This window comes from Flavobacterium sp. IB48, from assembly GCF_016405855.1.
Lineage (GTDB): Bacteria > Bacteroidota > Bacteroidia > Flavobacteriales > Flavobacteriaceae > Flavobacterium > Flavobacterium ginsengisoli.
In genome coordinates, this window is record NZ_JAEFCA010000001.1 from 607,737 (window position 1) to 634,074 (window position 26,338).

General features: G+C 32.7%; 24 protein-coding genes and 1 tRNA gene. 8 read left to right on the top strand and 17 right to left on the bottom strand.

Going from position 1 to position 26,338, the window contains the following annotated elements:
- Positions 1–82 precede the first annotated feature (82 nt).
- Both JC605_RS02665 and JC605_RS02670 read left to right on the top strand, forming a co-directional pair.
- The gene (locus tag JC605_RS02665) at positions 83–2,893 is read left to right on the top strand and encodes a TonB-dependent receptor (protein WP_198854756.1); all 2,811 of its coding nucleotides are present in this window, start codon (positions 83–85) and stop codon (positions 2,891–2,893) included.
- A gap of 76 nt (positions 2,894–2,969) precedes the next feature.
- Positions 2,970–4,028 (top strand): phytase, encoded by a 1,059-nt coding sequence (locus JC605_RS02670; RefSeq protein WP_198854757.1) that lies wholly within the window; start codon positions 2,970–2,972, stop codon positions 4,026–4,028.
- A gap of 133 nt (positions 4,029–4,161) precedes the next feature.
- Here the strand turns inward: JC605_RS02670 and JC605_RS02675 are convergent, their stop codons facing one another.
- The 8 genes from JC605_RS02675 to JC605_RS02710 form a co-directional block, all read right to left on the bottom strand.
- Positions 4,162–4,506, bottom strand: coding sequence for a DUF4280 domain-containing protein (locus JC605_RS02675; RefSeq protein WP_370569046.1), 345 nt, complete (start codon positions 4,504–4,506; stop codon positions 4,162–4,164).
- 25 nt (positions 4,507–4,531) lie between these two features.
- Complete coding sequence (locus tag JC605_RS02680) at positions 4,532–5,278, bottom strand: hypothetical protein (protein WP_198854758.1); 747 nt, start codon at positions 5,276–5,278, stop codon at positions 4,532–4,534.
- 26 nt (positions 5,279–5,304) lie between these two features.
- Positions 5,305–6,192: a hypothetical protein gene (locus JC605_RS02685; protein WP_198854759.1), complete on the bottom strand. Its 888-nt coding sequence runs from the start codon at positions 6,190–6,192 to the stop codon at positions 5,305–5,307.
- Between the two features lie 50 nt (positions 6,193–6,242).
- Positions 6,243–7,121 (bottom strand): hypothetical protein, encoded by an 879-nt coding sequence (locus tag JC605_RS02690; RefSeq protein ID WP_198854760.1) that lies wholly within the window; start codon positions 7,119–7,121, stop codon positions 6,243–6,245.
- A gap of 3 nt (positions 7,122–7,124) precedes the next feature.
- Positions 7,125–10,313, bottom strand: coding sequence for a phage baseplate assembly protein V (locus tag JC605_RS02695; RefSeq protein ID WP_198854761.1), 3,189 nt, complete (start codon positions 10,311–10,313; stop codon positions 7,125–7,127).
- A 12-nt stretch (positions 10,314–10,325) separates the two neighbouring features.
- Positions 10,326–10,724, bottom strand: coding sequence for a type VI secretion system tube protein TssD (gene tssD / locus JC605_RS02700; protein ID WP_198854762.1), 399 nt, complete (start codon positions 10,722–10,724; stop codon positions 10,326–10,328).
- Positions 10,725–10,997: 273 nt separating this feature from the next.
- Complete coding sequence (gene pckA, locus JC605_RS02705; protein WP_198854763.1) at positions 10,998–12,602, bottom strand: phosphoenolpyruvate carboxykinase (ATP); 1,605 nt, start codon at positions 12,600–12,602, stop codon at positions 10,998–11,000.
- Positions 12,603–12,903: 301 nt separating this feature from the next.
- Positions 12,904–13,290: a DUF423 domain-containing protein gene (locus JC605_RS02710; protein WP_198854764.1), complete on the bottom strand. Its 387-nt coding sequence runs from the start codon at positions 13,288–13,290 to the stop codon at positions 12,904–12,906.
- A 187-nt stretch (positions 13,291–13,477) separates the two neighbouring features.
- Here JC605_RS02710 and JC605_RS02715 point away from each other — a divergent pair, with 187 nt between their 5' ends.
- Positions 13,478–14,842: a saccharopine dehydrogenase family protein gene (locus JC605_RS02715; RefSeq protein ID WP_198854765.1), complete on the top strand. Its 1,365-nt coding sequence runs from the start codon at positions 13,478–13,480 to the stop codon at positions 14,840–14,842.
- A 181-nt stretch (positions 14,843–15,023) separates the two neighbouring features.
- Here JC605_RS02715 and JC605_RS02720 read toward each other — a convergent pair whose 3' ends face one another.
- The 6 genes from JC605_RS02720 to JC605_RS02745 all read right to left on the bottom strand — a co-directional run bounded on the left by JC605_RS02720 (position 15,024) and on the right by JC605_RS02745 (position 21,078).
- Positions 15,024–16,238, bottom strand: coding sequence for a M56 family metallopeptidase (locus JC605_RS02720; RefSeq protein WP_233074014.1), 1,215 nt, complete (start codon positions 16,236–16,238; stop codon positions 15,024–15,026).
- 52 nt (positions 16,239–16,290) lie between these two features.
- Complete coding sequence (locus JC605_RS02725) at positions 16,291–17,493, bottom strand: M56 family metallopeptidase (RefSeq protein WP_198854766.1); 1,203 nt, start codon at positions 17,491–17,493, stop codon at positions 16,291–16,293.
- Complete coding sequence (locus tag JC605_RS02730) at positions 17,490–17,864, bottom strand: BlaI/MecI/CopY family transcriptional regulator (protein WP_198854767.1); 375 nt, start codon at positions 17,862–17,864, stop codon at positions 17,490–17,492. Before JC605_RS02730 ends, JC605_RS02725 begins: the two co-directional genes overlap by 4 nt.
- A complete protein-coding gene (locus JC605_RS02735) occupies positions 17,861–18,823 on the bottom strand; it encodes a DUF6624 domain-containing protein (RefSeq protein ID WP_198854768.1) in 963 nt (320 codons plus the stop codon). The genes JC605_RS02730 and JC605_RS02735 overlap by 4 nt, the downstream gene beginning before the upstream one ends.
- Positions 18,824–18,842: 19 nt before the next feature.
- Positions 18,843–19,274 carry a hypothetical protein gene (locus JC605_RS02740; protein ID WP_198854769.1) on the bottom strand — a complete coding sequence of 144 codons (432 nt, stop codon included), beginning with the start codon at positions 19,272–19,274 and terminating at the stop codon, positions 18,843–18,845.
- A 415-nt stretch (positions 19,275–19,689) separates the two neighbouring features.
- The gene (locus JC605_RS02745; RefSeq protein WP_177211219.1) at positions 19,690–21,078 is read right to left on the bottom strand and encodes a dipeptidase; all 1,389 of its coding nucleotides are present in this window, start codon (positions 21,076–21,078) and stop codon (positions 19,690–19,692) included.
- 110 nt (positions 21,079–21,188) lie between these two features.
- Between JC605_RS02745 and JC605_RS02750 the strand changes: the two genes are divergently transcribed.
- Together JC605_RS02750 and JC605_RS02755 are read left to right on the top strand one after the other, a co-directional pair.
- A tRNA-Leu gene (locus tag JC605_RS02750) sits at positions 21,189–21,270 on the top strand.
- A 166-nt stretch (positions 21,271–21,436) separates the two neighbouring features.
- Positions 21,437–22,597: a DUF4062 domain-containing protein gene (locus JC605_RS02755; RefSeq protein WP_198854770.1), complete on the top strand. Its 1,161-nt coding sequence runs from the start codon at positions 21,437–21,439 to the stop codon at positions 22,595–22,597.
- A gap of 345 nt (positions 22,598–22,942) precedes the next feature.
- Here the strand turns inward: JC605_RS02755 and JC605_RS02760 are convergent, their stop codons facing one another.
- Positions 22,943–23,182 (bottom strand): hypothetical protein, encoded by a 240-nt coding sequence (locus JC605_RS02760; RefSeq protein ID WP_198854771.1) that lies wholly within the window; start codon positions 23,180–23,182, stop codon positions 22,943–22,945.
- 87 nt (positions 23,183–23,269) lie between these two features.
- On the opposite strand from JC605_RS02760, the gene JC605_RS02765 reads away from it, so the two are divergent.
- Both JC605_RS02765 and JC605_RS02770 read left to right on the top strand, forming a co-directional pair.
- Entirely contained in the window at positions 23,270–23,500 is a 231-nt protein-coding gene (locus JC605_RS02765; protein WP_198854772.1) for a helix-turn-helix domain-containing protein, read from the top strand.
- Between the two features lie 31 nt (positions 23,501–23,531).
- Positions 23,532–23,960 (top strand): hypothetical protein, encoded by a 429-nt coding sequence (locus tag JC605_RS02770; protein ID WP_198854773.1) that lies wholly within the window; start codon positions 23,532–23,534, stop codon positions 23,958–23,960.
- A gap of 117 nt (positions 23,961–24,077) precedes the next feature.
- Here the strand turns inward: JC605_RS02770 and JC605_RS02775 are convergent, their stop codons facing one another.
- On the bottom strand, positions 24,078–24,434 hold the full coding sequence (locus tag JC605_RS02775; protein WP_129746058.1) for a GIY-YIG nuclease family protein: 357 nt from the start codon (positions 24,432–24,434) through the stop codon (positions 24,078–24,080).
- Positions 24,435–24,438: 4 nt separating this feature from the next.
- Positions 24,439–25,029, bottom strand: coding sequence for a TetR/AcrR family transcriptional regulator (locus tag JC605_RS02780; RefSeq protein ID WP_198854774.1), 591 nt, complete (start codon positions 25,027–25,029; stop codon positions 24,439–24,441).
- 304 nt (positions 25,030–25,333) lie between these two features.
- Between JC605_RS02780 and JC605_RS02785 the strand changes: the two genes are divergently transcribed.
- Complete coding sequence (locus JC605_RS02785; RefSeq protein WP_198854775.1) at positions 25,334–26,125, top strand: hypothetical protein; 792 nt, start codon at positions 25,334–25,336, stop codon at positions 26,123–26,125.
- Positions 26,126–26,338: the final 213 nt, after the last annotated feature.

A 26,338-nucleotide genomic window follows, 5' to 3' on the forward strand; every position in this document is an offset into this window, starting at 1 on the left:
AACACTATGTTAATTTTTTTTCAAGGCTTTAGTAATACGTAGGTTTTAGTTTCGCAACCGAAAATCAAACTAAACACACACAATGAAAAATTTTTATCTATTAACAGCATTCTTTTTATTCGCCTTTACAGGTTTTGCACAGAAAGCGATTATATCTGGAAAGATATTAGACGCCGATGACAAACTACCTCTTCCTGGAGCTATGGTTCAAATTGTAGGCGAGAAAAAATACACCGTTTCTGATTATAACGGTCGTTTCGAGTTATTAAATATTAACGAAGGAACTTACAAAGTTGAAGTAAAATATATTGGATATGCTACTTTAACTCAAGAAATAAAAGTAGAGCAAGGAAAAAACAATGTAATTGACTTTGCTCTTAAAGCTTCTGAAAATGAATTGAAAGAAGTTGTTGTTGGAGACATCTTAAAAGGTCAAGCAAAAGCGCTGAACCAACAAAAGAACAACAAAAACATCGGAAACGTAATTTCTTCAGATCAAATGGGTCGTTTTCCTGATGCTAACGTTGGAGACGCTTTAAAACGTGTTCCTGGTATCACAATGCAAAATGACCAAGGTGAAGCGCGTAACATTATTATTAGAGGTTTAGCTCCATCTTTGAACTCCGTTACTTTAAATGGTGATAGAATTCCATCTGCAGAAGGAGATAACAGAAACGTACAAATGGACTTAATTCCGTCTGATATGATTTCTACTATTGAAGTAAACAAAACGCTTACATCAGATATGGATGCCGATGCAATTGGAGGTTCTGTAAACTTAATTACAAGAGCAACTCCAAACGGAGAAAGAATTTCTGCAACTCTTGCTGGAGGATATTTGCCAATTCGTGACCACGCTTCTTACACTGCTGGTTTTGTTTACGGTAACCGTTTTGCTAATGATAAACTTGGAGTAGTTTTTAGCGGATCTTACAACAATGTAGATTACGGTTCTGATAACATCGAAAACGAGTGGGTAAAAGATGATTTTGGAAATCAATATTTACAAGCTTCAGAAATTAGAAAATATGATGTACAACGTATCCGTCGTAGTGCTTCTGTTGCTTTAGATTATAAATTCAACGATAACAATACGATTTTTGCTAATGCAATTTACAACTGGAGAGATGATAGAGAAAACCGTTTTAGAACTACTTACGACGATATTGAGCCACTTTATAATGGTGAAGAAATTGTTGGTTTTGAAGGTCGTGTAAAACGTCAGACAAAAGGAGGTTTAGACAACAGCAGAAATAAAAACAGAAGGTTAGAAGACCAAAGAGTACAAAATTATTCTATTCGTGGAGAGCACTTAATCAACTCAACTTTAGATTTAGATTGGTCTGCTAACTATGCAAAAGCAAGAGAATACCGTCCGGGTGAGCGTTATATCGAATACCGTCAGAAAGGTTTAGAAATGTTTGAAGATTTATCTGATATCAGATTTCCTTTAATAACAACAGTTGGAGAATCTGTTGACGAATTTAAATTTGATTCTGTTACTGAAAACACAGACGAAACAAGCGAAAGCGAATTTGGCGCAAAAGTAAATATCCGTTTCCCTTTCTCTGTAATTGCTGGAGAAAAAGGAAGATTGAGAACTGGTCTTAGACTTCGTTTAAAAGAAAAAGAAAGAAACAATATGTTCTATTCTTATACTCCACTTAATGATGATATGGAATTATTATCACAAGTTCCAACAAGTTATTATGACGGAAAAGATTTTAATCCAGGAAGCAAATATGTACCAGGAACTTTTGCTTCAGCTTCTTTCTTAGGAAGTTTAGATTTGAATAATGCTTCTCTATTCGAAAAAGAAGCAGATCCAGCAGAATATTTAGCTGTAAACTATAATGCTAAAGAAAGAATTACTGCTGCTTACGTAAGATGGGATCAGGATTTTAACGATAAACTTTCTATGGTTTTAGGTTTCCGTATGGAAAACACGCACATTGACTACATAGGAAACCGTGTATTAGACGAGGAAGAATTAGAAAGCAAAATCAACAATACAAACTCTTACACTAATTTATTGCCAAGTATTTCATTCCAATACAATGCAACAAAAGATTTAGTTTTAAGAGCAGCTGCTACAACAGCTTTAGCTAGACCTAACTATTACGCATTAGCTCCTTATGTAAACAATATCGCTGCAGATAAAGAAATTACAGCTGGAAATCCAGATCTTAAAGCTACATACTCATACAATTATGATTTCATGGCAGAGAACTATTTCAAATCTGTTGGTTTAATTTCTGGAGGCGTTTTCTACAAAAGATTAAATGATTTCATTTACAACTACAGCGACAATCAATATACTGATGCGAAATTTGCCGCAGATTTCCCTAATCAAGTAAACCCAATTCCTGCGGGAGAAAACTGGTCGTTCTTACAATCAAGAAATGGAAAAAATGTTGATGTTTACGGATTTGAAGTTGCGTTCCAACGCCAATTGGATTTCTTGCCTGGTAAATTCTTAAAAGGTTTTGCAATCTACTTAAACTATACTTATACACAATCTAAAGCAAAAGGTATTGCTGATGAGGATGGAAACGAAAGAAACGACATCAGTCTTCCTGGAACAACACCTCACATGTTTAACGGATCTTTATCTTGGGAAAACAAACGTTTCTCTGCAAGAATCTCAACCAACTTTACATCTGATTATTTAGATGAATTAGGTTCTGAGTCTTACAAAGACAGTTACTATGACAAACAGTTTTTCTTAGATGCAAATGCTGCTTATAAAATCACTCCAAAATTGCGCTTTTTTGCAGAAGCTAATAACTTAACAAACCAACCGTTACGTTACTACCAAGGAGTTGCTGCACATACAAAACAAGCAGAATACTACCAGCCACGTTACAATTTCGGATTGAAATTAGACTTGTAATTCTGCACTTTTATAAAATTCTTAAATTAGACAGAGTTTAATGCTCTGTCTAATTGCATTAAAATATACTATACAAATGAAAAATAAATCTTTAGTCGCTTTTTTACTTTTAAGCTTAGCCTTTACAGCTTGCAAAAACGATAAATTAGCGCCAGTTCAGCCAAACGCAGTAAAACCTACAATTGTTACAGAAGCACTTCCACACGACACAGATGATCCTTCAATCTGGATCAATCCAACAGATGCTTCAAAGAGTATTATTGTTGGAACAGATAAAGATACAGACGGAGGTTTGTACGCTTTTGATTTGAATGGAAAAATCCTTAAAAAATCAATTCCGCTAAAACGTCCGAACAACGTTGATATCGCTTACGGATTAATTATTGACGGAAAAAAAGTAGATGTTGCCGTAACAACTGAACGTGAAGAAAACAAAATCAGAATTTTCAGTTTACCTGATTTAGAGCCAATTGATAACGGCGGAATTCCTGTTTTTGAAGGAGAAACACAACGCGATCCAATGGGAGTTTCATTATACACTCGCCCAAGCGATGGGAAGATTTTTGCTATTGTAGGAAGAAAAACGGGACCTTCTGGAAGTTATTTATGGCAATATGAACTTTCTGGAAATGGAAAATTTGCTGTTGCGAAAGTGGTTCGCAAATTTGGAACGTACAGCGGAAAGAAAGAAATCGAAGCTATTGCAGTAGACAACGAATTAGGTTTTGTGTACTATTGCGATGAACAAGCTGGAATAAGAAAATACAAAGCAGATCCGGCTTTAAACGATAATAAAGAATTGGCTTTCTTTGGTCAAAAAGATTTCAAAGCAGATCATGAAGGAATTGCTATTTACAAAAAAACAGATTCTACAGGATATATTTTAGTATCTAACCAGCAGGCAAATTCTTTTATGGTTTACCCAAGAGAAGGTGCAAACGGAAATCCAAACAATCATCCGTTATTGGCTGAAGTTCCAACTTCTACAATTGAATGTGATGGCGCAGATGCTACTAGTGTAAATTTAGGCCCAAAATTCAAAAACGGACTTTTCGTAGCGATGAGCAACGGAATGACTTTCCACTATTATACTTGGGATTTAATCCAAAAACGCATAGACGAAGCTAAAAAATAAAAGTTTCAAGGTTTTCAGTCGCAGTCCCGTGTTCAGTGTCTATTTTTTTTACTGCGATTGGAAACCAACTAAAAAAAGCTGTTCATTTCTGAACAGCTTTTTTATTTTAAACACGTTATCTAAATAAAACATCTTAATAATCAAGATTGTGTTTCTCATTATACCCTTTAAACTGAACTGAAATTTTACCCCCAGTACTACATTGACAAGTAGATTTATCGGTAAGGATTTTATAATTGTTAATTGTATCTCTTTCTGCCGTATTCTCCCATTTAAGTACAGCAGGATTGCATTGGCTTCTCGTAATGCTGCAAGCACTAAAGTTAGGAATATTAGTTTCGGCTTGTTTGTCATTTTCTGTAGCAATTAATTTATTTTCTGCCATACAAAAATCCTGGCTTGTCACTTTTAGTTCGCTGGGTTTTGCTCCTTTATTGCAGATTAGAATTGCTGTTTCTGTTATTTTTTCTGACATCATATTACATGTTTAATTCTCATAAGCTTTACTTTTTCTCAAATTCATAATAACCAACCTGATACTCATAATTATTTTGAAATGCATTTATGATATAAAAATATTCATCTTCAATATTCTCTCTTTTAATTAAACTAATAAGAAAAGAATCATTCTGTTTTTTAGTATACAATATTTTATAATTTTCGATCTTCATTTTCATTTTTATAAACTCCTTTATTCTTTGATCATTATCTCGAAGTTTAGTCTTAAAATTTAGCAGATTAGAACTTCCATTTCCTATTTCTTCAATATAGCTATCAATCAAACTAGAATACTTTTCATTCAATTTATCTTGAGACAAATCTCCATTACTTTTAATAAGCTTGATAATCTTATCCGATTTCTTAGAAATATAATAATTTCCTAAACTGAGATTGAGTTTAATATTTTTACTATCACAATCACCAGACTGCTGAAATTCTTTAACAAACAAACTGATATGTTTTCGATCAATCATTTTAAACATTCCAATAGAAGATGGAAAGCAATCATTGCCACATTTCGCAGAATAACTGCAGACAAATGAATTGTCCTTTTTAAATATTATTTTCATTCCATATATTGAATAATATTTGTCGGTTTTATCATTCCAATGTAAAGTAAATTCTCCTGTATTGGTTGTATCTTGACCGATAATTTCACTGATATTCCAATGCTCATTAAGCAGATTTTGTGAATAAATATTGGAAGAAAATATTATGATCAATACCTGTAGTAATGCCTGTTTTTTCATCTTTAATTTTTTTATATAGAATCAAATCACTTTTCCTTTCGCCCAGGAAATATATCATCCCAAAAACCTTTGTTTTTGTTTTCCTCATAGTTTTTATGCCATTCTTCTTCAAAAATTTCCCATTCTTTTTTGGTGTAGTCTTTGCCTTTGTAGGTTTTGTAATAAGAATTATCTTCCTTCTCTTTCTTTTTGTTTTCAGCTTGTGCATCATAAAGTATTTCTACCGATTCACTATCTCTCCCATTAATACAAATCACTTTTCTAATTTCGCCTGTAGTACCGTCTAACTGAATAATAATTTTAGCACCAAATTTCTCTCCATATTTTCCTCTATAATTAATATTATAAAAACCTTGTTTACTTTTTTCATCTAAAAATCTATCTATATTAGTGTAAAAAGAAAATAAGTCTATTTTATTCTCTTGGCAGTATTTTATAACATCTTGCGGAGTGATTTTGAAATGTAAATCGGTATCCTCCTCTGAAATTAATTTTCCAATCACATCAAACTCATATTTTATACCCACTACTTCACCATCATTCCTAAAATTTACCCATTTTTTATAAATAACACCTTTGGGATTATATTCTTTATAAATTGTAAAAACAGAGTTTTTATAGGTGGTGTTGCTGAAATATCCACTTCCTTCATCCCCAAATATTTCAACATCTGCTCCATTTTTATCGGTATATACTAAATTATGATTACTATTTTTATGTTCATCAAAATATTTAATATCAAAATATTCTGTTTTTGAACCTATGAGTTTTTTATAATCATATTCGTTTTCCATGGTGGTATGTTTTACGGGTTGTGGTTTATCTGCTGTTATTGTTTGTTTAATTTTCTTCTTTTCCTGCGGATTGCAAGAAGTGATAAGAAGAATGAAGCTTATGTAAAGTATTGTTTTCATAATCTAAATAATACCAGAATTAATATTTTAAAACCATTCAACAATAATCACTATTTCTTTCGTTGAGGAAATATATCATCCCAAAAACCTTTGTTTTTGTTCTGCTCATAGTTTTTATGCCACTCTTCTTCAAAAATTTCCCATTCTTTTTTGGTATACTTTTTTCCTTTGTAGGTTTTGTAATAAGCATTATCTTCTGCCTCTTTTTTTTGCTTTTCAGCTATCGCATCATAAAGTGTTTCTACCGAATCATTATGTTTCCCATTGATGCAGACCACTCTTCTAATTTCTCCTGTAGTTCCATCTATCTGAATAATGATTCTATCACCTTGTTTTTCCTCATATTTCCCCCTGTAATTAATATTATAAAAACTTTTATTTTCCTCTACAAACCTTTCAATATAACTATAGTTAGAAAATAAATCTATATTCTTCTCTTCGCAGTATTTTATGATATCTTGCGGAGTGATTTTAAAATGTATATCGGTATCTATCTCAGAAATTAATTTCCCTGATTCGTCAAATTCATATTTTTTTCCTACTGCTGAGCCCCTATTCCTAAAATATACCCATTTTCTATAAATAACACCTTTATTATTATATTGTTTGTAGATTGTAAACATAGATTTATTGGGTGTTTTATTGCTTACATATCCACTTTCTACGTCTCCAAACATGTTAACATGTGTTCCACTTTTATCTGTATAAATTAAATTTTCTTCTTGGTCTTTATGCTCATCAAAATATTTAATATCAAAATATTCTGTCTTTGCCCCTATGAGTTTTTTATAATCATATTCATTTTCCATGGCGGTATGTTTTACAGGTTGTGGTTTCTTTACTGTTATTGTCTGATCAATCTTCTTCTTTTCCTGCGGGTTGCAAGAAGTGATAAGAAGAATGAAGCTTATATATATTATTGTTTTCATATCTTATTCTTTTTCTACTGCTCTTTTTTGTAAAATTTTCCATTGCCAGTGGTACGTACTAATTACCGGTATTCCTATATTATCTGAATAATCCATAATGTTATCTGTCTTTTTATATTCAAATGTAAACTCGCCATCATTGTCAAAACTATGATGCAACCCCATCGAATGAAAAACTTCATGTGCAATGGTACTGTCATTAAAGCCTAAAGTGTAAACTAAGATAGTTTTAAGGTCAGGATCATTCATAGTTCTTCCAATACCAAAAACTGACCCGACTAAATCACCTTTGCTATCTAAATGGCCATTGTTTTCGTCAATAAAATATACTTTATAAAATTTTTCATAAACGTTGCCATATTGCTTGTACAATTCTTCATTCAAAAACTTATAAATTTTATCATCAGTTCCATCATAAATCCACTTGTTAGCACCGCTATAAGGACCATTAACAGGGGTTACTATCGCATTAAAATTAGTTTTCCGGTTATGTCGTTGTTTTGTTACAGGATCAATATCTGTATTAAATTTTAATGTCAATGTCTTTGCAAAATAAGGCGTTACCAATGCCTGCTTCATATATTTTTTTAACTCTGTTGCCCTTCCAGTTGGCTCTCCTTTTATTAATCCATTTCCAATATCTGTCCATACTTGGATAAAAACTACGTTAGCTTTATATCGATCTTTGTTTTTAGCGACTTTAAGTTTTCCTGCTAACGAAAGCTCTTCTTTTTCTTCTGCATTTTTATAAGCTGTAATTACTTTAATAGGCTGGTCATTTGAGAATTCTTTTAAGCAGACTATTGTCATTTCCAGTTCGTGATTGCCAATTTCTAAAGGGAATGGTTTGTGTGTAATTTTAAATAATTTATCATCGTACTCTAGATATAATTTTTCTGGTTTCTTCTGAATATTTATAATTACTCTTAAGGTTGCAGCGGTATTAGAATAAGATGTTTTTACTTCTGTCCGCTTAATTTTGCCATCAGATTGTTTAACATTTTTCAAAATTGTTTGAGGATAAAGAGACAGCCATGGCACACAGTAATTTAGTTTCGTTTTCTTACCGTTTTTATCTTTGCTTGTAAATACATGCGGATCAAATAAAGACATCAGTTTAATAAATTCATTTTTATCTTTTGCCATAACTGCACCCGGTTGTGATGCATAAATAGATCCGTATTTTCCCATAATTTGTCCGTAATAAACATCTCCGGGAATCGCAGTGTCCCCGGTTCGTATCCAGTCAAACCCGTAACCATTGCCATCCCAGTCATTTTTTGGTCTAAAATGGACTAGGCATCTTTCATCAATATAAACCGGAACATACTTATATTTTACTGGTTTATTAGTATGGTTATTTCCTTTCTTGCCATGAAGATCAACAACACCTTTACTATTAACAACAGTATTTTCATCTGAATGCATCAACAATTTTTGCGAACCTGCTACATGAGTCTGCTTGGCTTCAATTTTTATCTCATTTTCGGCGTTAATAAAAGTTTTGCCCGCCTGAGTAAAGTAATAATCGGATATGAGCTGCTGCAGATGCGGCGTTTTTACCAGCATCTCTTTAAAAATGTTAAACTTCGCAATATCACCGACATCAAAAGTCATATTATTTCCGACTTTAATATTTAAATGCTGTCCAACATTTATAAGTAAGTCTTGAGGAATATTGAGTACTGCATTCCCTTTACCATCAAAAGATAAAAAATTGCCATCTGGCGTGCTTTGTTTCCAGCTTCCTTCTGCATCGTTACTAATGTTTTCTATTCCGCTTTTTGTTCTTATTGCCTTAATATCATTATTTTCAGTGACATACCCGCTTTTTTCTTTTCGGCTGGTCATAGTTCCCACTACAATTGGCAGTTCGGCATTATTGCCTTGAAAATCTACAAACACCGTATCGCCAATTTCTGGCAGCATATGACTACCTCTTCCGTTTCCTCCGTATTCTTGTACTAATGGTATATAGGGCGTGGTTTCGCCTTTTATTTTCTGCCACGGCATTTGTACTTTTACAGCACTAAGTCCGTCAGGATCTGCGTTAGCAACAACCACCGCAGTCTGACTGTTGCAATAAGGCACTAAATCAGGATTTGTTTTGGGCGAAAATACAGAGTCGCTGGTATTTACCGCTTTAAAATGATTCTCGTAACCGCCGCCGTCATCGCAGGTATGCACAATTTCGGTTACGCGATAGGTGCTTTCCTGCTGTATATCAACACCGCTGATTTTTACGGTGTTTCCTACCGTAACGCCAGGAACCTCGCTTGAAGCTGTTACTTCCATTAAACTGCTTAAAACAGCACGCATTTTATTTTGGGCATATACTGTCCCTGTGCTGCTTCCATACCCGTCAACGGCATTCTGATTGAGCTGCATTACCGTTTTTTTACTGTAAACAGCGTTAGACTTATTGATGAAGTTCTGATGAAAACCTCCCAGCTCTTTTCGATGGTCTAAGGTATCATTTGTGCTGTAACTGCCTTCACGATTGTCGTTTTCTATAACAGTAAAAGAAGTTGGCATAAGTTTAATGCTATACCTAAACTCCTGCATGTTTACGCCATAAATCAGGTGTGGCTGGATGACCCCTGCAGAATCTCCAAAAATTAAGACTCTGCCGTTATCATAAAAATATTGCCCGTAGCGCATTGCCAGACGGTTTAAAAAAGCAAAACAGCTTTCGTTATATTGTACTGTATACGGGATAATTGCATCGTAAAAAGGTCTTATCTGCATATCGATATTGTAGCCAGTTTTTACTCTGCTTACAATATCACTCAGCCTCATTCCCGCAAAGGAGTTTGATTCTGGCGTATTTTCCAGTAGAAAAGAAGTACTGTAGCCTTCTATCAAAAAGCTCTCTTCGATATCGTCAATACAAGATTTTTTCATGCTAACGCCTGCAACTATGCCATAAAACTGCATAACATAATTTTTAAGGTCTGCAAGAACCAGAGAGTCATTAAGTCCATCAATAGGTTTTATCTCAATGCTTATTCTCTCGCCATATAACTGTTGCGAAACAGGCATAATACTCTTAAACTCTTCTACTAAGAAATCCTGTCTTACTTCTAGAGAAAAAGTATGATGATCGTGGATTTTTTGTACAATTTTTAAATTGCTAAAATTGGTGATTACAGTATGCCCAATTTTTATTGTGGTACTGGTTTGTAGAGCCATGATACATTTGGGTTAAAGGTTATCTGTTTTCCAGTTGCTCTCAAATAGGGTATTGCCAATTTTGACTTCGTTGGAAGTAAGCAAAATTTCGGTTGTCATAGGAGAAACTCCTTCACTTTGAAACTTTTTCTTGAAAAAAATGCAATAAGCTTTTTTAAAGACGACATTTTTCATCGTGCTCATAGCATCTCTGCGATAAAAAATAATTTTACCGTCTTTTACGCTGGTTTTAGAAACCATCCAGTCCGAAAATAAATCGGTGTGGGTACTTTCTACAACTAATTTAATCTGACCGCCTTTAGTCTTACTGGCAGGTTTGCCATTATTGTCTGTCTGCTGGGTAAACTGAATCTCAAACTCTAAAACATTAAATGTTTCATTGTCTAATTCTAGCTTTGCTAAAAAACTCATATTTATATAGGTATTGATTAAGCTATCATGAAATAATATTTCTAACTTTAATCAATAATGAGAAGTGGTATTTAAGTAAATAAAATATTACTTTTAAATATACCACTAATATAAAAAAATTCCATAAAAATGTAAGAAAAATATTCTTTTTTTTTAAATGTTTTAAATGAATAAAAAGATACTTAACATATTTCATTTTTTCAATCTCTGCTACTAACAAAAAAAGCTCCAGATTTCTCTGAAGCTTCTTACTTTTGAATTAAATAATTCCTTTTATTCTGTAATCGGTGCACCTGCTAAGATTTCAGCATTTGCAAACTCTTCAAATTTGGCGAAATTAGCTTTGAATTTATGTGCTAATTCCAACGCTTTTTTATCGTATAAATCTTTGTCTTCCCAAGTATTTCTAGGATTTAAAATTTCCACTGGAACATTTGGACAATCTTGAGGAATTTCAATTCCAAATACTTCATGATTTTTAAACGCTACATCGTTTAATTCTCCTTTTAATGCAGCAGTAATCATAGCACGAGTATATTTAAGCTTCATACGGCTTCCTGTTCCGTAAGCTCCTCCAGTCCATCCTGTATTGATTAACCAAACTTTTACTCCTGCATCTTTCATTTTTTTGCTCAACATTTCAGCATAACGCGTTGGATGCAAAGGCATAAATGGCGCTCCAAAACAAGCAGAGAAATTAGGTTGCGGCTCAGTTACACCAGCTTCTGTTCCTGCAACTTTTGCTGTATATCCAGAAATAAAGTGGTACGCTGCCTGACCTGGAGTCAATCTTGAAATTGGAGGCAAAATTCCGAACGAATCGGCCGTTAAGAAAAATATATTTTTAGGATTATGTCCAACCAAACCTGGCTGTACATTATCAATATGTGTTATTGGGTAACTTACACGAGTATTTTGAGTAATAGAAACATCGTCAAAATCAACTACGTTTGTTCCTTCTTTGAAAACCACATTTTCTAAAAGCGCTCCTTTTTTGATTGCTCTAAAAATGTCTGGTTCGTTTTCTTCTGTTAAATTAATCACTTTTGCATAACATCCACCTTCAAAATTGAAAACAGTGTTTTCGTTTGTCCAGCCGTGCTCATCGTCTCCAATTAATTTACGTTCTGGATCTGCAGATAAAGTTGTTTTTCCAGTACCAGACAATCCGAAGAAGATTGCTGTATCTCCTGCTTCACCAACATTGGCGCTACAGTGCATTGGAAGTGTATTTTTGAAAACTGGAAGAATAAAGTTCAATGCAGAGAAAATTCCTTTTTTCATTTCTCCTGTATAACCTGTTCCTCCAATTAAAGCAATTTTTTTAGTAAAATCTAAAATAGCAAAATTAGACTGGCGTGTTCCGTCAACAGCAGGATCTGCCATAAAACTTGGAGCACAAACTACTGTCCATTCTGGAGTAAAATTAGCCAGTTCTGAATCTTCTGGACGTAAGAACATATTGTAGCAAAACAAGTTTGACCAAGCAGTTTCTGTTACAACACGTACATTCAATCTATAATTTGGATCAGAACAAACATAAGAATCGCGAACAAAAACTTCTTTGTCTGATAAAAATGCTGTTACCTTATTATAAAGCTTTTCAAAAGCTTGGGGCTCAAATGGGATATTTACATTTCCCCACCAAACTTGATCTTTTGTAATATCATCTTTTACGATAAAACGATCTTGTGGAGAACGGCCTGTAAATTCACCTGTATTAATTGCTAACGCTCCAGTAGAATTTTCAACACCTTGACCTGACTGCAAAGTAATCGCATGTAATTCATCTGTAGATAGTTGATAACGAACTTTTGCATTTTCAATTCCTAACTCTTTTAACGAAATCGATTGCGCGAAAACTGTATTAGTGTCCATAAGTTTTTAAGTTGTGTGTGATTTTTTGTTTAAAGCAAAATTACAGATTTATTTTTATTTCTTTTAAAATACTTAAATTTCACTTTAATTTATATGAAAAAAGAGAAATTTCACTTTAAAAATTATAAAAAGAAAAAAATAATCGCTTCTAATTTGTTTATTTACAACCTAATGCGTGATTTTGTTATATTATTTTTGTTTGATAACAGAAAATACAAAAAAGTCACACAAATAAAGTTATATGTTATTTATGTGACAAAATTAAAGATTAATTCTTAGACAGAATTTTTTTTTCGGGATTTTATGATTTTCTCTTCAAAATCGTAAAGAATAATAGCGTCCAGGCAATAATTAATAGAAAACCACCCACTGGAGTTGCGAATACTATAATTTTAGATTCAAACAAAGTATAGTCTTTTGTTGCCAATAAATAGATCGAACCGCTAAAAAGAACAACACCTGCAACAACGAAATTATAGATCGTTTTTAAGGTCTTTTCTGCAAGGTCTTTTTGTGTAGATAAAAACAGAAGAAATAGAGCGTGATACATTTGGTAACGAACACCAACTTCAAAAGTATTTAATTGGTCAACCGAAAGATATTTTTTTAATAAATGAGCACCAAAAGCACCCAAAATAATAGCTAACATACCAATAAAAGCTCCTGTTAAAACGATTCTTCTTTTCATAATATATCTCTTTTGAAATTTCAAACAAAAATACTTCAAACGAACTGAAAAACAGCCGTTGTTTCTGGATTATTTAGAACAAAATCAAATTATTTTTTGGGTTTTGCGAAAAAAATAATTTTATTTTCTTTAATTTGAATTGTTATATTTATAACATTTAAATATATTTGTGTTAAATATTTAAAGCATGAGAAACATTTTAATATTTGGAGCAGGAAGATCTGCATCGTCTTTGATTCGATATTTATTATCGAAATCTAATGAAGAACAACTACATTTAACGGTAGCTGACCTTTCATTGCATCTTGCGAAAGCAAAGACACAAAATCATCCAAACGCCACTCCGCTTGCCTTAGATATTTTTAATGCCGACGAAAGAAGAAAAGCTATCGCAAATGCTTCGATAGTAATTTCAATGCTTCCGGCGCATCTGCATATCGAAATCGCAAAAGACTGTTTGGAATTCAAAAAACATCTTGTTACCGCATCTTATATAAGCGATGCCATGCAGGCTTTAAATGAAGAAGCCATCAAAAACAATCTGATTTTTATGAACGAAATCGGCCTCGATCCAGGCATCGATCATATGAGCGCCATGAAAGTCATTGACGAAATCAGATCTAAAGGCGGTAAAATGATTTTGTTTGAATCTTTCTGCGGAGGTTTAGTAGCTCCAGAATCTGACAATAATTTATGGAACTACAAATTTACTTGGGCGCCAAGAAATGTAGTTTTGGCTGGTCAGGGCGGTGCAGCGAAATTTATTCAGGAAGGAACTTATAAATACATTCCGTACAGCGCTTTGTTTAGAAGAACTGAATTTTTGGAAGTAGAAGGCTACGGGAAATTTGAAGCCTATTCTAATCGCGATTCTCTTAAATACCGTTCGGTTTATGGTTTAGATGATATTCTTACCTTATATAGAGGAACTATTAGAAGGGTTGGTTTTTCTAGAGCTTGGAACATGTTTGTACAGCTCGGTATGACAGATGACAGCTACATTATAGAAGATTCTGAAAACATGAGCTATCGTCAGTTTATCAATTCTTTTCTACCGTATCATCCAACAGATTCAGCTGAAATTAAAACACGTCTGATCTTAAAAATCGATCAAGACGATATTATGTGGGATAAACTTCTGGAATTGGATTTATTTAACCCAAACAAAAAAGTAAATCTTCCTAAAGCCACTCCAGCTCAGATTTTGGAAAAAATCTTAACTGATAGCTGGGCTCTTGAACCAGAAGATAAAGATATGATTGTGATGTATCACAAATTTGGTTATGAACTAAATGGAGAAAAGAAACAAATCGATTCTAAAATGGTTTGTATTGGCGATGACCAAACTTATACCGCAATGGCAAAAACAGTCGGACTTCCGGTTGCTATTGCTACATTATTGATTTTAAACGGAAAAATTACAACTCCAGGTGTACAACTTCCTATTAAAAAGGAAGTTTACGAACCTATTTTGAAAGAGTTAGAAGAATACGGGGTCATTTTTAATGAACAAAATGTACCTTATTTTGGTTACAATCCAGATTTGTTTTAGTCTAGATTGCATGTTTATTTTTAGAATTTTTTTTTAATTAGTTTTTTGATTTTATCCGCTTCCTCCATCAGAAGCGGATTTTTTTTATTCTGAGGCGCAAAGAGGCAAAGGTTCAAAGTGATAAAGGTTTTGGACAAAGAAAAAAAACTCAGCACCTTAGTAGCTTAGAAACTTAGAATCTCTACTTCTCACTTTGAAGCGTTATAGGCAATGAATACAACACTCGAACGGCTTGGCCATTTTCGGTTGCTGGAATCCATTTTGGTGAAAGTTTCAAAACTCTTATTGCTTCCTCTCCTACTCCATAACCTAAATCTTTTACAACTTTAAATTCAGACAAACTCCCATCTTTTTCGACCATAAACTCAATAAAAAGCTTGCCGTCTATTTTTTGTTTCGAAAATTCTTCTGGCATTTTAAAATTTTGTCCCACAAACATATAGAACTTTTCTATTCCGCCAGGAAATTGTGGTTGTTTAACATCTGTCTTTTCATTAACACCAATACTGTTTTTTCCATTAAAACTGGTTTGTGCAGTGGCTTCCGAATTAAAAACAATTAACAATAAAATAGATACAACAGTTACAGAAGTCACTTTTAAAACCATTGCAATTGGCGATTTTTCTTTAGTCATCATAAGCAAACGTTTTTTAGTTATTTGGTAATTGATAGTACTTGCCAACGAAACAGTTTGTTTATTTGAAGCAAATTGCAACAATAAGTTCTGATAGCTTTTAACTTCATCAAATTGTTTGTTTACAGCTTCATCGGCCAAAAATTCATGATTGAGTTTTATGACTTTTTCAAACAAAACAAACATCGGATTAAACCAAAATACGATTTGTAAAACCTCAACAAAAAGAATATCCAAAGTATGTTTTTGCTGCAAATGTGCTTTTTCATGAGCGATTAATTCTGATGGAATTTTTCCATTTGCAAAATCTTCTTTACTAATAAAAATTGCATTCCAGAAAGAATGTGGCAAAACCGATTCTTTCATTAAAACAAGTTTCTGATTGTCTATAAATTGTACCGAATTCTTTTTCATTTTCAAGAAAAAAGAAGAAACATTTATAGCAAATCGAATCAGTAAAATTGTTGCAATAAGAACATAAATTGCACCTAAAAAGAAATATAGGATTTCATTGTATGAAACTTTGTTTAAGATTGATTGATTAGACACAATCATTATTTCATCCAGCTGAATTGTTTTAATTTTTGACGGAAAAAATGATGCAATCGAAAACAATTGCAGCGGAATAACTAGACTAAAAATCAAACTTCCGATAAGATAGACACGATTAAAACGAAACATTCTTTCGTTTTCTAACAACAATTTATACACTGCATAAAAAACAGCAAGCAGCAAACCCGATTTTAAAAGATATGTTATCATTTTTTATTTTTTTCTGAATCGATTATTTACCTTTTTTAAGAATGTTTTATTCTCAAGGATTTTGTGGTCTTCTAAACATTGTAGTATCAAACTTTATATCTTGATAACCATAAGATTTTCTTCGTTCTTTTACCCTTCCTTCACTTTCACTAATTATAGCACTCACCTCAGAACCAGATTCTTGTTTTTTATTTAAAGCTTCATTCTCTTTTACATCCTGCGTTTTTTTTGAAGCAACTGCTGGCTGAGACGAAACTTTGGTTTTCTTCTTGTCTGTTGGCTTAACAGATTTTTCCTTTACAGCCACATCTTGTTTTTTATCTTTTGAAACAACTGTTTTCTCATCAGAAGAATTTTTACTTGTACTACTTTTTACTTCTGTTTTCACTTCTTGTGCAACTGTTTTCATGCATAACAGCAACATTAAAATCGTGACCAGAGGCACTACAGCAATTTTCTTTAAAAACGCTGTGTTTTTTGATGTTCTTTTTTTCATCATTATTAATCGTTTTTTTGTTACTAAATAATTCAAATTACTGGCCAAGTAAATCGTTTGTTTCTCGCTTCCTTTTGTTAAAAGTAAATTTTGGTAAAACGGAACATCATTATAAGTTTTCACAATTTCCTGATCGGCAAGAAATTCGTGATTAAGTTGTATTGCTTTTTTATAAAACAAAAAGATCGGGTTAAACCAAAAAACAACTTTTAAAAACTCTATAAAGAGAATATCCAAAGTATGTTTTTGATGCACATGAACCAATTCGTGCGTGTACAATTCGGCTTCAATATTTTGCTTTTTATAATCTTCTAAATTGATAAAAATGTAATGCAAAAAGGTATGTGGCACTATTTTTTCTTTTACCAAAACCAATTTTGAATTCTTAAATTCTACATTTGGAGAATTGCCAATTCTGGAAAAAATCTTCCAAATGTTTCTTCCAAACCTAATTGCCATCAACAGCGTTACAATTGCGTATAAAGTCCATAAAAGAATGAATTTATAATCTACTTTTTCTGCTGTTTGATGAATCGACGTATTTAGTGCATGCTGACTAATAGCAACTTGCCTTGAAAAATCTACAGGAATTTCTTTGATAATTTCAAATGAGATAAACGGAATTGCAAAGGAAATCACAATTGCAAAAAGCAAAAAGAATCTATTAAACTGATGCATTTTTTCTCGCTCTAATATCAAATGATAAAAAGCCAGAAAAACACATAAAGCGACTGTCGATTTTACAATAAAAGCTATCATTTCTTCTTTTTTTGAATTTCTGAATCGATTATTTTTTTAAGATCTTCCAATTCCGAAGCCGACAAATTGGTCTCAGTCGTAAAAAACGAAGCAAATTGCGAAGCCGAATTATTAAAGAAATTACTAATCAGCCCTTTTACGTGTTTTGCAAAATAGTCTGTTTTCTTTACGAGCGGATAATATTCTCGCGAATTCCCAAATTCGTTATACGCTACAAACTTCTTATCGATCATTCGTTTTAAAAGCGTTGCCACGGTTGTTGTTGCTGGTTTTGGTTCCGGATACGCTTCCAGCAAATCTTTCATAAAAGCCTTTTCAAGCTTCCATAAATGCTCCATTAACTGTTCTTCTGCATTTGATAATTGTATCATGGTTTTGTATTTTCAAGTTTTTCTGTTTCAGCCAATTCCTTTTTATATTCCTCCAAATTCCAATCAATATTCAATTTCGTTGCATAGTCCGCCATTGTGCCAAGTCCGACCTCTGCACGTCTTTTATCGACATTATCTGGATCTATCATTGGTGCAATACAAATTTTACCAGTCTTTTTATTCTTTGAACTCTGACTGCCATAAATTTGCTTTTTTCCTTCTCTCAAAGCAACTCTATCTTCTAAATAAGCCAGATTTGCTGGATTGGCATTTCCGTCTTTAACCGCCTCTCTCATCATAGGCAAATATTTTTGCTGATATTCTAAATCGGCATGCTGAATCACCAAAAATAAAGTCTGATTTCCCTGAGAGCCTACAACATTTTTTCCTAACCAGCCTTTTTCGTCCAGTATTTTCATCACCTTAATAAGGTTAATACTGTCTTTTCTCTGCATAATTTTACCAATGCTGTCAATTTTCTTTTTATCAGGTTTTGAGGCTCTATAAACATTCATAAATTCTCCGCGAATTTCCTGATCGTCGGTATAAATCTCCGCAAGTTGTTTTTCCAGCACTTTATCATAATTTGCTCCAATAACATCTAACTTCTTCTGCAGCTTTTCAATTGTCTTATTCCATTGTTTCTCAGAATGCAAAGGGTTTAAATCGTTATCAATTTTAATATGCGCAATATTCTCGTATCCGTTATCGATAGAAAGATTCAGCCATTTAAATGCTTTTTTATGTTGCCTTGCCATAGAAGCAGAACAACCTGCGTTGTATAAGTCTCGATTGTCTCTATGTTCTATTTTAAAAGCTTTCTCATAATACGAAACAGACAACTCATAGTTTTTTGCCGTATAACAAGAATCTGCTTTACGAACCCATTCTTTATACGTTTGAGCTTGCAAGAAAAAGCAGTTCATTAAAAGAAAAGAAAGCGTGATTAATTTTTTCATGTTTTAGAGGCTAGTTAGTTTATTTAATATTTTGTTCCGAAATCAATTCTCCTTTTTCGTAATTTTTGATTCCTTTTAATTTCCCTTTGTCCGAATAAAACTTCCATTCTCCAAAATAAAACCAATGCGTTTCAACCGAATTCGTTTCTAATTTTGTTTTCCCTTTCGATTCCAGCTTTCCGTTTTCGTAATAGCTTTTCACGACACAGATTCCGTTTTTATATTTCTCTGTTTTATAGATTTTTCCGTTAATGTACGATTTCCATTTTTTTATCGGAAGATCGTTTTTATAATACTCATACGATTTATAATTTGTACCATCCTGCGTATAATCATCAATCCAAACACCTTCTTTTTTCTTGTCAATCTTCTGATTGATCGGTTTGCTTTTACAGCTCAAAAGCATTGAACCCAAAAGAAATAACAAAAAGATATTTTTCAAATTTACCATTGCTCTACAATTATAGATTCGTTTCTACAAATGTAGAGTTAAATTTCAAACGAACAAGTTTTTTCTTATTTTTTCTCACACTCTTTGTGTTATTTTTTTTCAACCGCAAAGTGCGCAAGGATTTTTTAAGCTTACACCTATAAACGCAAAGTTCGCAAAGCTTTATGATGAAGCTTTGCGAACTTTTATAAAATCTTACTTAAAAAAACTTAGCGAACTTTGCGTAAACCTTTGTGCTCTTTGCGGTTAAAAAAAACTTAACCGCAAAGAACGCAAGGATTTTATTTAAGGTTACGCTTATAAACGCAAAGTTCGCAAAGCTTTATCTATATAGCTTTGCGAACTTTTATAAAATCTTACTTAAAAAATCTTAGCGAACTTTGCGTAATTCTTCGCGCTCTTTGCGTTTAAAAAACTATTTGCTCAATTCCACAAAATACTTGTAAAACAAAGGAATAGTCTCAATACCTTTCAAGTAATTAAAGATTCCGAAATGCTCATTTGGCGAGTGAATAGCATCGCTATCCAAACCAAATCCCATTAAGATGGTTTTGCTTTTTAATTCTTTTTCAAACAAAGCCACAATCGGAATACTTCCTCCAGAACGAACTGGAATTGCAGGAACTCCAAACGTTTCTGTATACGCTTTGTTCGCTGCCTGATATCCAATACTGTCAATTGGCGTAACATAACCTTGTCCACCGTGATGAGGTGTAACTTTTACCGTAACTCCAGCCGGAGCAAGACTTGTAAAATGTTTTGTGAAAAGTTCTGTAATCTCTTCCCATTCCTGATTTGGAACCAAACGCATCGAGATTTTAGCGAAAGCTTTACTCGCAATAACCGTTTTAGCACCTTCGCCAGTATAACCGCCCCAGATTCCGTTTACGTCTAATGTTGGACGGATTGAGTTTCTTTCGTTCGTTACATATCCTTTTTCGCCATAAACATCGGCAATGTTTAAAGCATTTTTATATTTTTCTAAGCTGAAAGGCGCTTTTGCCATTTCGGCTCTTTCTTCTGCAGATAATTCTTCAACTTTATCGTAGAAACCTGGAATTGTAATATGATTGTTTTCGTCGTGAAGCGAAGCAATCATTTTTGCCAAAATATTAATCGGGTTCGCCACAGCTCCACCGTATAAACCTGAATGCAAATCGCGGTTTGGACCTGTAACTTCTACCTCAACATAACTCAAACCTCTTAAACCTGTCGTGATAGACGGCTGTTGGTTCGAAATCATTCCTGTATCTGAAATCAAGATTACATCGTTTTTCAGTTTTTCTTGATTGCGCTCTACGAACCAAGCCAAACTTGCTGAACCTACTTCTTCTTCACCTTCGATCATGAATTTTACGTTACAAGGCAACGTATTGCTTTGTACCATTAACTCAAGCGCTTTTACATGCATGTACATCTGACCTTTGTCGTCACAAGCTCCACGCGCGAAGATTGCTCCTTCTGGGTGAATATCTGTAGTTTTAATAACCGGTTCAAAAGGTGGTGAAGTCCATAATTCTAATGGATCTGGCGGTTGTACGTCGTAGTGGCCGTAAACTAAAACCGTTGGAAGATTTGGATCTATAATTTTCTCCCCGTAGATAATTGGGTAACCCGGAGTGTCGCAAGTTTCGACATAATCGCACCCTGCTTTTGATAAACTTTCTTTTACAGCCTCTGCTGTGTCAATAACATCTTGAGAATATGCAGTGTCGGCAGAAACCGACGGAATCTTTAATAATTCGATCAATTCGTTGATAAACCGATCTTTATGTTGTTGAACGTAGGACTTAATATTTTCCATTTAAATTATTTTTATAGAAACCCAAAAGTACAAAAAAGAGAATTAAAAAAAATTTTCAAAAAATGCTTTGATAATTCAAAAGTATGCCTATCTTTGCACCCACAATTACCGCGGATATGGCGAAATTGGTAGACGTGCCAGACTTAGGATCTGGTGCCGCAAGGCGTGTAGGTTCGAGTCCTATTATCCGCACTAAAAAAAGCTTCTGAAGATTTTTCAGAAGCTTTTTTGTTTTTACTACATTTTGTTCTTGTTCCTAAAGTTGTTGATAAATAATTTACTACAAATAAATATTTCACTTCACTCTTTTTATTTTTGAGTAAACACCGAAAAAATTTACTAATCAACTATTTAAAAAATGAACAAACTCAACATTTTTGTTAGTTCTACTTGTTATGACCTGTCACAATTAAGAACAAATATTTATGATTTTATAACAGATAGTGGACACAATCCTATCTTATCTGAATTTAATAGCTTTCCCGTTTCACCTGAATTAAATGCTGTAGAAAATTGCATAAAAAATGTAAAAGAGAATGCAGATATTCTAGTATTGATTGTAGGCAATAGATATGGAAGTGTAATAGAGAATGGAAAATCAATTACAAATACAGAGTTTTTAACAGCGAAACAAAAGGGAATACCTGTCTTTTGTTTTATTGATAAAAGTGCATTAAATGCATTAAACTTTTGGAAAGATAATAAAGATGCAGATTTCTCAAGATTTGTTGATAACACAAAAATATTCGAATTTATAGATGACATTCGTACAAAGAGAAACATATGGGTTTTTCCATTTGAACAATCAAAGGAAATAATTGAAACATTAAAAATTCAATTGTCATATTTATTTAAAGACAGCCTAAAACTTAAAAGCATTCTAGATAAGAATATCGATGATTTTTTCAAACTTAATTTAAGTGAAAAATGTTTAAAGATCTTAATTGAACGAAATGACCTTCATGAATTAGAATTTTTTTATCAAACATTTATTGATGAAATTGAAAAAAAAGAATTCCTAAAAAACGATATAGAATACTCAATTTTAGTCGAACCTAAACACTTCATTAAAGATGCCTTAGAATTAACAAACTGGGGTTCAAACCGTCTTCAATCTGTTGCTTTAATCGTTGAGAATTTAAAAAATTTATTCCCTTTGATACATAAATTTATTAATGAAAAAGGCAAACCATCAGATATTAAAGGATTGTATTACACATCTTTAAAATATTCGCAAATATTTGAACAATTATTAAATTGGATGATTGAAGTCAAAAGCGCCCACATTACTGAAGAATATTCAGATTTAAAGATTTATTTAGCAGAAATGGTTTCAGATGTTATGACTGATATTTGGAATTTCCCTTTTGAAATAAGAACCCAGATTCTACAAATCAAACAACAATATATAAACGGAGAGACAATTGAGCCTCTGAATTTTAACTTAAAACTAGACATAAATAGTGAAGCTCAATTAAAATTCCATGAGAAACTAACAAAAATTAGCAACACTTTTTAGAATGCAGAAATATCTCTAAATAATCAATCTTATAAATATTTTTCATTTCTCGACCAAAGGAGAGTTAAGCGATAACAAATTGGCGAAGGAAATCTTAACGAGAAGCTCGACAAAGATTGGATTTCCGTTGCGGAATTACTTGCGAAGATTTCTCGTTCCTCGAAATGACAAACTACGCGGTAATTCATCTCTACCAATCACCTTGACGAAAGGAGCTTTTCAGCATCACCAACAGGTTGTACACTATGAAAAAAATTACGGAAATCACTCTGGAATTTTTTGTCGGTTTTGCTTTTGGTTTCTCCTTTCGTCGAAATGAAGATATTTTTAAAACGTTATTTTATCTTATTCAACTTCCAGATACGGATGCAAAATTTCGGCTAATTCATTCAGCCAATAAAAACCTTTTTCTAGGTTTTCTCTTTGAGCATAAACATATCCTCTTTCATCATCTTTCATAACAACTAACGCAATTGCATAATTTAATTGCCGAATTGCTTTTGCCAAATCTTTAGCATCAATAACATTATTAAAAAAATCTAAGAGTCTTTTTTCTGTTTCTTTCGAAAGATCGTTTGTAGCCATTGTCTTATTTTTTAAATGTGGTAAATATAATACTTTTGAACACATAAATGTAACCAAGACAAAAATAAATCTTAAGAATTTTGAAATATGGATATTTCAGAAGAAACCTTTATTGCAAATCTTGGGACTCACATAAGACAATTGCGTGAAAAAAAAGGCTTATCACAACAAGCTTTGGCTGACGATTGTGATATCAAAAAAAATCAGATAGGCAGAATAGAAAGAGCTGAAATAAATACTACTGTAAAAACTCTCATAAAAATCGCCAATGCTCTGGAAATCAAACCTAAAGAATTGTTTGATTTTCCTTTGAAATAGAAAATATTTTTCATTCATATTAAATTAAATCTTGAAAATTTTACCTTTAAAAATAGAATTAGTTTCAAAATGGATGAAACTTTATCCATATAGCGTTTGTTTAGATGAAATATACTTTAGAGAAAGAGATAAAGAGAATAATCTAATTTATGAGCTGGAATTAACTACACATCAATTTGGATTCATAATTGATCATTATTATTCAAACTTTAGAGAACTGAATCCAGAGAGCTTGATATATAAATACCATTCTGAAGAATATGCAATTTTAAATGATGCAATAGCACAAGAAATAGAATGCTACAAAATAAAGGAATTTAATGAGCAATTAATAAACGTAAGAGAAAAAGTAGTTCAACAAGGTAGTGGTGCCGAAGAAGCACTTGATGAATTGGTTAAAATTTGCGAATCTGCAATGAGAAATAAAAACAAGCTTTATATTTTCAGTGATTATTTATAAAACACAATTTAAATTATAAACCTTTTAACATTCGACTAAAGCCTTTTCCTTTTCAAACATAAAAAAAACCTCCAGCTAAAGCAGGAGGCAATTCATAAAACTTCATGCCTTAATAGACTATTTTTTCTTTTTATTATATCCTTTTTCATCAAAAGGCATTATTTCATCCAAAAACATTTGCTCTAAAAGTTTCAAATCTTTTGGGTCAGATTTTACAGCCGTATCATTTTCTTTTATTTCGCTCAGGATTTCAAATTCAAATTTGTCCTCTCCAAGTTCTTTCCAATCTTTTTGAAGTTCTGCCACAGGATGATTCCCGCAGTTAAGCTGAAATTTCTGGCGTTTAAAAATAGCATCAAGATCAGCACTGCTATCTATATATACTTTTTTGTTTATGGTATTTCGTATTTGAAAAACACCTTTTTTGAACTTCATTTCCTTGTATTCGTCTCTAAGTTCTTTTTTGGTTTTCATGCGCTTATTTTTTCATTGTTTTTTCTATTTGCGATTTTAAATTTTTAGTAAAATCACCATAATCAGACGGATAATTTCGGTTTAAATACAGCAGTAAAATCCCCGTAATTAAACAATTAAGCTCTTTTACTGTTTCACGAACTTCTTCGGCTGTAAAACTCTTTTGATCAATGCAATATTGAAATTCTTCTTGACAAAGTTTTTCAAGAAAAGAGGAAATTAATTCTGATATTCTAGCATTTTCAGCCGAATTAGGAAGTTTTTCGATAAAAAAGATTTCAAAAACACTTGGATACTGTACAAAATATTCGGCGTAGGAAATCGCAGTTGCAATAATTTTCTTTTCCCCTCTTTCTGTATCTTTAGTTTTATCTTCAACATATTCCTGGCATTCCTGTTGAAAATCTTTCACACAAAGAAAAATAAGTTCTTTTACATCTTTAAAATAATTGTAAAGTGTAGCAAACGAATATCCCGCTTTCTCAGCTATACTTCTTACGCTTAAAGCCTGAATGCCTTCTCCTTTTAAAATTTCTTTGGTAGCCTGAATGAAATAATCTTTCATTCTCTGCTCTTGTATTTCTTTTCTGCTCATATCGTAAACATTATTAAAAAATATGAACACTGTTCATATTTTGAACAAAAGTAAAAATATTTGATGCAATTGCAATGTTTTTGTCATAAAAAAACTTCCGTTAAAACAGGAAACAATGCGATAAGTACTCTTTTAATTTTAATATACCGACAACTATCGGGAGCGACAAAACAAAAAGCGATTCAGAAATTTCTTTAATTATTTTACACTTTAGTATTTAAATATTCTTACTTTTAAAAAACCAAAAACCTAATTCTCAAAATTTCACTTGTTTTTAAATCTCAAAAAAAAACAATTAGAACACATGAGAAAATACAGATTACTAGTCATTTTTTTAGCAATTATTGCTGTCTTTTATTTTGCAAGAACAGTTCGAAGCTTTACCGTTCAGCACGAAACCAAAACTCTTAAATCGGAGCATTTTATTGTTTCCTACAACGGAATTTATAAAAGCGAGGCCGAAAAAGTCAGCAAACATCTAGAGGAAAATTATTCTAAAATAAGAGAAAATCTAAAAGACGTAGAACACGACCCGATAAAGGTTTTTGTTTACGGTTCGCAATTTAAGTTTAATGAGGCCACAGGTTTAACAGAAAACACAAAAGGCACAAGTCGTGGCCCAAACGAATTTCATTTTGTGTGGACGAATTGGTTTAATTCTATTTTTCCAGACGATCCGCTAAAAACCGCTTTGCACGAGTTTACGCATTGCGTTCAGCTCAACATATTAATATACAAAGCAAAAGACACGATTATCACACAAGACCGACTAACTTTTGAAAGGGAATTTGATAAAAAGTTTAAAGCCGAATATCCGCGCTGGCTCTGGGAATCGATTAGTATGTTTGAAGCGAAAGAGGTTAATTCGCTAAGCGTAAAATACGCCAAAAGCAAAAACCTGACTTTAGAAGATCTTAATCACGGCAATCAGATTTACAACATTGGCTACACGATAATCGAATATATGACTCAAAAATGGGGAAAAGATATTCTGCCCAAACTGATTGCGTCTTTCGGCAACATTGAAAGAACATTGAACGTAACGCAGGAGGAATTTGAAAAAGGCTGGATGGCTTTTTTGGATGAGAAGTATTGATTCGTTTTTTATTTCACGCAGATTTTAAATGATTTAAGCAGATAAACGCAGATATTATAAAATCAAAATAAATCTGCTAAAATCTGCCGAATCTGCGTGAAATAAAAATTCTTTAATCTTGGAATTTGAAAAAGGCTAGATGGCTTTTCTAGAGGAGAAGTATTGATTCGTTTTTTATTTCACGCAGATTTTAAATGATTTAAGCAGATAAAC

Bases quoted from the DNA above. Each gene is read 5' to 3' on its own strand.
- JC605_RS02665 (WP_198854756.1), top strand. From the start codon at position 83: ATGAAAAATTTTTATCTATTAACAGCATTCTTTTTATTCGCCTTTACA.
- JC605_RS02670 (WP_198854757.1), top strand. From the start codon at position 2,970: ATGAAAAATAAATCTTTAGTCGCTTTTTTACTTTTAAGCTTAGCCTTT.
- JC605_RS02675 (WP_370569046.1), bottom strand. From the start codon at position 4,506: ATGATGTCAGAAAAAATAACAGAAACAGCAATTCTAATCTGCAATAAA.
- JC605_RS02680 (WP_198854758.1), bottom strand. From the start codon at position 5,278: ATGAAAAAACAGGCATTACTACAGGTATTGATCATAATATTTTCTTCC.
- JC605_RS02685 (WP_198854759.1), bottom strand. From the start codon at position 6,192: ATGAAAACAATACTTTACATAAGCTTCATTCTTCTTATCACTTCTTGC.
- JC605_RS02690 (WP_198854760.1), bottom strand. From the start codon at position 7,121: ATGAAAACAATAATATATATAAGCTTCATTCTTCTTATCACTTCTTGC.
- JC605_RS02695 (WP_198854761.1), bottom strand. From the start codon at position 10,313: ATGGCTCTACAAACCAGTACCACAATAAAAATTGGGCATACTGTAATC.
- tssD (WP_198854762.1), bottom strand. From the start codon at position 10,724: ATGAGTTTTTTAGCAAAGCTAGAATTAGACAATGAAACATTTAATGTT.
- pckA (WP_198854763.1), bottom strand. From the start codon at position 12,602: ATGGACACTAATACAGTTTTCGCGCAATCGATTTCGTTAAAAGAGTTA.
- JC605_RS02710 (WP_198854764.1), bottom strand. From the start codon at position 13,290: ATGAAAAGAAGAATCGTTTTAACAGGAGCTTTTATTGGTATGTTAGCT.
- JC605_RS02715 (WP_198854765.1), top strand. From the start codon at position 13,478: ATGAGAAACATTTTAATATTTGGAGCAGGAAGATCTGCATCGTCTTTG.
- JC605_RS02720 (WP_233074014.1), bottom strand. From the start codon at position 16,238: ATGATAACATATCTTTTAAAATCGGGTTTGCTGCTTGCTGTTTTTTAT.
- JC605_RS02725 (WP_198854766.1), bottom strand. From the start codon at position 17,493: ATGATAGCTTTTATTGTAAAATCGACAGTCGCTTTATGTGTTTTTCTG.
- JC605_RS02730 (WP_198854767.1), bottom strand. From the start codon at position 17,864: ATGATACAATTATCAAATGCAGAAGAACAGTTAATGGAGCATTTATGG.
- JC605_RS02735 (WP_198854768.1), bottom strand. From the start codon at position 18,823: ATGAAAAAATTAATCACGCTTTCTTTTCTTTTAATGAACTGCTTTTTC.
- JC605_RS02740 (WP_198854769.1), bottom strand. From the start codon at position 19,274: ATGGTAAATTTGAAAAATATCTTTTTGTTATTTCTTTTGGGTTCAATG.
- JC605_RS02745 (WP_177211219.1), bottom strand. From the start codon at position 21,078: ATGGAAAATATTAAGTCCTACGTTCAACAACATAAAGATCGGTTTATC.
- JC605_RS02755 (WP_198854770.1), top strand. From the start codon at position 21,437: ATGAACAAACTCAACATTTTTGTTAGTTCTACTTGTTATGACCTGTCA.
- JC605_RS02760 (WP_198854771.1), bottom strand. From the start codon at position 23,182: ATGGCTACAAACGATCTTTCGAAAGAAACAGAAAAAAGACTCTTAGAT.
- JC605_RS02765 (WP_198854772.1), top strand. From the start codon at position 23,270: ATGGATATTTCAGAAGAAACCTTTATTGCAAATCTTGGGACTCACATA.
- JC605_RS02775 (WP_129746058.1), bottom strand. From the start codon at position 24,434: ATGAAAACCAAAAAAGAACTTAGAGACGAATACAAGGAAATGAAGTTC.
- JC605_RS02780 (WP_198854774.1), bottom strand. From the start codon at position 25,029: ATGAGCAGAAAAGAAATACAAGAGCAGAGAATGAAAGATTATTTCATT.
- JC605_RS02785 (WP_198854775.1), top strand. From the start codon at position 25,334: ATGAGAAAATACAGATTACTAGTCATTTTTTTAGCAATTATTGCTGTC.